Genomic DNA, 6,267 nt, shown 5'->3' with positions numbered 1-6,267 from the left:
TGTGGTGATTTTAGTAATTTAAAAAAAGGCCATTGTAAGACCCATGAAAATGTTTACAATTAGATGTTCATTTTCTTAATTTAGAGATCCACATCAAGAATGATGCAATTGCTGTTCAAAATATGATCATTAAGTAAAAATCCTGATGAAAAACACCAAAAAATGGATTTTCATCAGGATTGTTCTCAATGATATGGTGTAGAATTGATGATCAAAGACTATTTTGCTCCTGGCCAGATCCCGTCGTATGCTGAGTTACCATAATCGATCTTCTCTGCGCTGATAACGAAGCTGATGAACATGTTGTCCTCGTTCAAAGCGTCATAATCTACCTCGTGCTGGATCACATAGCCATTTTCCCACTTCAAAGTGGTCAATGTGCCTTCTTCGTGAGATTTGTTGAACGTCACTTCACCACTTGTCGGTTTGTATTTTCCATTGAGCAAGCTTTCCAAGATCCCGGAATCTTCTGTTGCTTCAACGGTGATCTTGATGAGTGCGTTAGAAGGATCTGATGCTACTCTTCCAGACACATCGGTGTTTCTTGATACACCGTAATTTAGTTTTAGGATCTTTTGTTCTGTTCCGCCGTTGAATTTCAGTACGGCCCTTGAATTGTTTGCCATGATTTCTAAATTTTAAATATTAATAAATAATCTGTTGTCTCGCTTTCAATATTCCAAAGATAGAACCACAACCTTAAATTTTCAATAGTAGAATTACTACATTTTTTTGAAAATTCGTAATTGATACATATACTGATTTAAATCTTTGTAAAGCTGCTATTCAAAATCGAGATAAAGTCAATAATCGGTTAATAACTTTTTCAGTTTTAGAATGATTTGACATCCTCATTTACTCAAAAAAAATTAAAATCCTTTGCAAAACTTCCTCCAAATATTTTGATATTTCTTCGGTTACTGATGCAAAAAAAGCATCAACTGTCTTTAGTTGATGCTTTTTTATTCGTTTATGTATCACACAATTAATGTAATTTCCAAAAGGTTGTTTCCAAGTTAGGTAAAGCTCATTTTTCTGCCATCATTTAGAATTCTTTTGTTGCAAAGCTCTATGATAAAATGTTTGATTGGCAATTTTCGCTTCAGCCTCTTCAATGGCTTTCAATAGATGATTCTCATTATCCGAAATTTCTCCCAACACACTTGCAATCAATTCCCAGATGGGCTGAACTTGACCGACCAATTCAACACCTTTTGGTGTGAGTAGGATCAAGCGTTTGCGTTCATCCAGCTTATCTTTCTTTGACTTGATCAAATCTTTTTTCTCCAATTCTTTGAGCAGACTAATGGTTGAGGGATGCGTGTATCCGATCTCATTGGCTATTTCAACCACGCTTAGAACTTCCTTTTGATCTAATGCAAAGATGACGGGAAACCACTTGGGTTCGAACTCGATTCCGAAGCTTTTATAGATAAGCGCACCATCTCTACGCAATTGTTCACTTAGCCTTTGTAACCTTGTTGATAACGCAAGAATACCGGCTTCATTGATTACACTCATGTTATCTTACTTTAAATTAATTGAATAGAATACATTATCCGCGCTCATTAAAGGGAATTTGTCGGGAAGCCGACTTTTTTCGATTATTTCAAACCCGTTACGCTCGTAGAATCGTTGTGCAGCCTTGAGTACGGAAACAGTGCCTAAGAATAGGTTTTCTATTTTAGTTTTATGACAGTGATCAATCAAAACATCCAACAATTTTTGCGCAATATTCAATTCCTTACCTCGAAATTCTTTTTTTACGAACATCTTTCTGATAGCACCCGAATGTTCATCGAATTTGACCAATGCGATCGTACCAACCAACTCATCATCTAGAAAAGCTCCAAAGAAATGTCCTCCTTTGGCAATGTAAAAGTCTTCGATAGCTAAAAGGTCCGGCTGATCCTCTATCGAAATGGCTATATTGAATTCGTTTTGCTGAATATTTGAAATGAGTTGTGTGATCTGATTTGTATAACTATCATCTACCGCTTTAATTTCTACGTTCATAATAAAATAATTTAAAGTACAAAACTACGTAGTTAAATACATATATACAAATAATGTTACCTTTTGGTATATTCTGTTTGTTGCGCTTCGTAACATTTGGTACAGAGGGAATACATAGATTAAATTCATAATTTTCAAATATCCAGATCTATACAATTAAAAAAGACATCTACGTAATGTAATGGCAGCACCAACGTCATTAGTTTCCAATGTATCAACAGCAAATTCAAAAATGAAGGCGCCTACTCTTTTTCAGAAAAAAGCCTTCCGAATATCATTCTGAAAGTCGCAGATTTCGATTGCGGCAACAAGATGATGACCAAAGATTTCCAAAAGATCCTGAACGCCGCAAAGTACCCGGAAATGACCATCAAGTTCATCAATTTCACCAGAAATCAAAAGAGATACCTTGCAGTGGTGGAAGTTAAAATGATGAATCAAAGCAGAAAGTACAATGTAGAATTCAATTTAGAAAACAACAAAATGGTAGGCAGAAAGAACGTAAAATTCAGTGATTTTAACATCACACCACCGAAAAAAATGGGCGGCATGATCGTTGTGAAGGACGACCTGGACCTCACCTTCAGCTTATCAACCAAAATTTAAAATCATACTTTTTCATACAATTAGATTTTTCGTGCAGCATCACTGGGTTTTCCGGTGATGCTGTTTTTTATTTGAGTAAACTAATTTTCACCTTAGTTTTTTATTTAAAATCCCATTCAGCTCAATCAATAAAAGTATAAGGTAATAACCGATTATAGAAGCGCAAATCATCGAAGCACTATTTCCATAGCCTAAAGCTTTTAATAAAAACCCCATCGGAAGTCCGTACAAAACGACTAAAACAAATCTGAAAATTCCACCTTTTCCTTTCACAAAATTCTCATTGGCTTCATCACCATAATCTCCGGTTTTTGAAAAATATTCTACAAGCTGGTTCGCAAAAATCCCAGTTATCGAAAGTAATCCAAAGCCATTATCTCTCGTAATGAAAAAGCCAAGTACAAAAAACGCAACAAAAATTCCCCAAAACACCCGTTTATCATGTTTTGTTTGTTCACCAGAACCAGTTGCAACAAGAAAAAATCCAGCAACAAGAAACAAAATTTCCGCTCCCACCCTTTCTTCCGCCAAATCCAAAAAGCTTGAAACTTCAAAATTTTGAAACATCAGAATCCAGTTAAGAATTATCCAGCTGTACATTAATATGGGCGAAAAGTGAAGAATAGATTTCATTGATCAAATCCTTATGAAGATTTAAAAATACATCATTTTGCAATATAACAAGCTGGAAAATTCCATAATAAATTGATTAAATTTGCATTGTGAATATCAATCAAGCAGACCTTAATGAACTAGAATTTCCGGAACTTCTTTCGGAGATCGCCCCTTTCGCATTCTCGCCAAAAACAGCAGATAAGATCATGGAACTTCGGCCAATGCCAATAGACGAAGCCGAAATATCCTTGAAAAAAACCTCAGAATTCCTATCGAGCTTTGAAGGCGCCGCAGTCGTTCCCTTTGATGAATACGAAGATATCGAAGAAGAATTGAAACTGATGCTTATCGAAAATTTCCGACTGGAAAACAAATCCTTTATGAGGATCAAAACGATGACGGAACAGATCGGGAAACTGCAGCGCTTTTTTCCACAACTTTCCGAGATCTTCCCAACCCTTTTGGAAGAAATAAAACACCTCGAATTCAAGAAAGAGATCGTAGATAAAATAGACAAGGTTTTCAATCGTTTTGGAGAAGTCAAAACCGAAGCGTCGCCCATCCTAAAAACCCTGAGAACAGAGATCCAGCATGCCAGAAAAGCAATTAGTGAAAACTTCAATCGGGCGTTGTTCAATTACGGACAAAGCGATTTTTTGGATGACATCAAAGAAAGTATTATCGAGGACCAACGTGTTTTGGCGGTAAAATCTGGATTCAAAAAGAGAGTTTCCGGACGCGTTTTAGGAATTTCGAAAACTGGTTCCATCACTTTTATTCAGCCGGAAAGTGTGGTGAAGCATTACTTCAAACTAAAAGAAAATCAGGAAGAAGAGAAAAAAGAAATCGATAAAATCCTTAGAAAACTCACAGCCGAAATCGCTGAATTCCAGCCGCAACTTTCAGATTATCAAACTTATATTTTTGATTTAGATCTAATAAGAGCAAAGGCAAAATTCGCGGAGCAGGTCAACGGTATTTTACCAAAAATTAACCGTCATCAGACTTTAAGATTGCGGGAAGCTTTTCATCCCTTACTTTGGATCAGAAATAAAAAAGAGAAAAAAGAAATCTTCTCACAGACAATCTCATTGACCGAACACAATAGAATCGTCTGCATCTCCGGACCAAACGCCGGCGGAAAATCCATCACCTTGAAAACCGTTGGATTGTTACAATTAATGATTCAAAGTGGCATCCTGGTGCCTTGTCACCCAAAATCCGAAATGTTCTTCTTTGAAAAAATCATGACGGACATCGGCGATAATCAATCTATTGAAAATCACCTTTCCACCTACTCTTCCCGACTGAAAAAAATGTCCGGAATGATCAAAGAAGCCGATGGGAAATCATTGTTATTGATCGATGAATTCGGAACCGGTTCAGATCCGGAATTGGGTGGCGCGTTAGCAGAAAGTTTTTTAGAATTCTTCTACGACAAAAAGAGTTTCGGGATCATCACAACGCATTACACAAACATCAAGTTGGTCGTAGAAAATCTTCCTGCAGCTACCAATGCAGCAATGCTTTTCGATGAAAATTCTCTTGAACCTCTTTACAAATTGGAAGTTGGGCAAGCCGGAAGCTCTTTCACATTTGAAGTGGCGGAGAAAAATAGGATCCCGAGATTCATCATCAATTCTGCCAAGAAAAAAGTGGAACACGACATTGTGAATCTTGATAAAACCATCGTAAAACTTCAGCAGGAAAAATTTGCGGTTGAGAAGATCAAATCTGATTTGTCGGAAAAACGAGATTCTGTAGAAGACAAGCGGGATAATCTTCAAAAACTGAATGAGCAACTTCAGCAAAAACTTCATAATTTCCAGAAATTGTATGAAGACGAACATCGCAAACTACAATTTGGAAACAAAATAGAATCCTTCATTGACAGCTACGTGAAAGGAAAATCTAGAAAAGATGTGGTGAAAGATTTCGTGAAGATCTTGGAACAGGAAAAATTCCGTAAAATAGGCGTTGATAAAGACGAAAGCAAACGTCTGCAAGTCATCAAACGAAAGATCACGCAACAGCTGAAAAAAGAAGACGTTCAGGAAAAAATCGTAGAGACCAACGAAAAACTGGAAGAAAAACGCGTCGCAGAACGAGCCATCTGGATGAAAGTCGGTCAGCGCGTCCGTATCAAAGGAAGCACGAGCGTTGGAACCATAGAAGAGATCAAGAAAAGCAAAGTCACCGTGAACTACGGAACTTTCAAAACGACGATTGATTCTGGGGAATTGGAGAGGATTTAAAACAAAAAAAGCGACCAAATCAGGTCGCTTTTTTTATGCGTTGAAGTGAGATTTCACTTCCTCCAGAACTTGCTGTTCACTAAGCTGTGAATCCGTTCCTAGTTTGATGTTTAGATTTTTGTATTGTGCCGTTTCCAAAAGGTGATTTCTCAATTCCTCCTGCGAAGTTCCAGGGCCAGTTACATAAAGATCGGTACTGTTGGTAATCAGCTTTTCGATTTCTTTATAGAACTTCAGCTTATTGGATTGTTCTGCATTGTTCGCTGCATTTTCACTTGAATTTCCGTGTTGGATCTCCGCTTTTACCGTATCAACTATTGCAAATTCTGTTACTTCCTGAGAATCGTGATTGGTCACCACAATTGCTTTTGTGCCGTCTATCCATAGACCGGCCAGTTTTTTATCACTCATAATTTTTTGATTTGAATGATAACTTCCAAGGTTCGTGCTAATGCGTTGTTAAAGGAAGTTAAAGTTGAGATTAATGGTGATAAACAATATTATAATTATTTATTAATAGAAAAATTTAGTACCTACAAACCCATATTTCTTCTAAATGCAAAATCACCAAACTTATCTTTGGATTCATTTGAATTATAATACTCGTAGTGCATTATTACATTAATTCAATTTTAAGTCTATTCATTTTTCTACTGAAAACAAAAACATTTACAAACTGAATGAAAGTTAATGCTGTTATTTTGCTCAATACCCTTGTTTTAAAACCGTTAAAAGATTTTGCGTAATTGTTTCTGATTTTAAATTGGTCGCAAAG

General features: G+C 36.5%; 7 protein-coding genes and 1 pseudogene. 2 read left to right on the top strand and 6 right to left on the bottom strand.

The genetic code is table 11. From position 1 onward, the window contains the following. Positions 1-218: 218 nt before the first annotated feature. The 3 genes from tssD to AXA65_RS17210 form a co-directional block, all read right to left on the bottom strand. On the bottom strand, positions 219-626 hold the full coding sequence (tssD, locus tag AXA65_RS17220; protein WP_063971296.1) for a type VI secretion system tube protein TssD: 408 nt from the start codon (positions 624-626) through the stop codon (positions 219-221). A 415-nt stretch (positions 627-1,041) separates the two neighbouring features. Next, positions 1,042-1,521, bottom strand: coding sequence for a MarR family winged helix-turn-helix transcriptional regulator (locus tag AXA65_RS17215; protein WP_063971295.1), 480 nt, complete (start codon positions 1,519-1,521; stop codon positions 1,042-1,044). Positions 1,522-1,527: 6 nt separating this feature from the next. Next, the gene (locus AXA65_RS17210) at positions 1,528-2,016 is read right to left on the bottom strand and encodes a GNAT family N-acetyltransferase (protein WP_063971294.1); all 489 of its coding nucleotides are present in this window, start codon (positions 2,014-2,016) and stop codon (positions 1,528-1,530) included. Between the two features lie 198 nt (positions 2,017-2,214). Here AXA65_RS17210 and AXA65_RS17205 point away from each other — a divergent pair, with 198 nt between their 5' ends. Beyond that, on the top strand, positions 2,215-2,622 hold the full coding sequence (locus tag AXA65_RS17205) for a YceI family protein (protein ID WP_086048257.1): 408 nt from the start codon (positions 2,215-2,217) through the stop codon (positions 2,620-2,622). A gap of 87 nt (positions 2,623-2,709) precedes the next feature. On the opposite strand, the gene AXA65_RS17200 is transcribed toward AXA65_RS17205, so the two are convergent. Then, complete coding sequence (locus AXA65_RS17200; protein WP_131797846.1) at positions 2,710-3,255, bottom strand: hypothetical protein; 546 nt, start codon at positions 3,253-3,255, stop codon at positions 2,710-2,712. A gap of 89 nt (positions 3,256-3,344) precedes the next feature. Here AXA65_RS17200 and AXA65_RS17195 point away from each other — a divergent pair, with 89 nt between their 5' ends. Beyond that, the gene (locus tag AXA65_RS17195) at positions 3,345-5,492 is read left to right on the top strand and encodes an endonuclease MutS2 (RefSeq protein ID WP_063971291.1); all 2,148 of its coding nucleotides are present in this window, start codon (positions 3,345-3,347) and stop codon (positions 5,490-5,492) included. 33 nt (positions 5,493-5,525) lie between these two features. Here the strand turns inward: AXA65_RS17195 and AXA65_RS17190 are convergent, their stop codons facing one another. After that, complete coding sequence (locus AXA65_RS17190) at positions 5,526-5,903, bottom strand: hypothetical protein (RefSeq protein WP_063971290.1); 378 nt, start codon at positions 5,901-5,903, stop codon at positions 5,526-5,528. A gap of 205 nt (positions 5,904-6,108) precedes the next feature. Beyond that, positions 6,109-6,267: pseudogene (locus tag AXA65_RS20325) on the bottom strand (IS982 family transposase); the annotation flags it as partial.

It is taken from the genome of Chryseobacterium sp. FP211-J200 (assembly GCF_001643375.1).
In the GTDB taxonomy this organism is placed as follows: Bacteria; Bacteroidota; Bacteroidia; order Flavobacteriales; family Weeksellaceae; genus Epilithonimonas; species Epilithonimonas ginsengisoli.
The sequence above is the reverse complement of the archived record's forward strand: the minus strand, read 5'-3'. Positions and strand labels throughout refer to the sequence as shown.

Excerpts from the sequence above, each read along its gene's own strand:
- tssD (WP_063971296.1), bottom strand. The coding sequence starts at position 626 with ATGGCAAACAATTCAAGGGCCGTACTGAAATTCAACGGCGGAACAGAA.
- AXA65_RS17215 (WP_063971295.1), bottom strand. The coding sequence starts at position 1,521 with ATGAGTGTAATCAATGAAGCCGGTATTCTTGCGTTATCAACAAGGTTA.
- AXA65_RS17210 (WP_063971294.1), bottom strand. The coding sequence starts at position 2,016 with ATGAACGTAGAAATTAAAGCGGTAGATGATAGTTATACAAATCAGATC.
- AXA65_RS17200 (WP_131797846.1), bottom strand. The coding sequence starts at position 3,255 with ATGAAATCTATTCTTCACTTTTCGCCCATATTAATGTACAGCTGGATA.
- AXA65_RS17190 (WP_063971290.1), bottom strand. The coding sequence starts at position 5,903 with ATGAGTGATAAAAAACTGGCCGGTCTATGGATAGACGGCACAAAAGCA.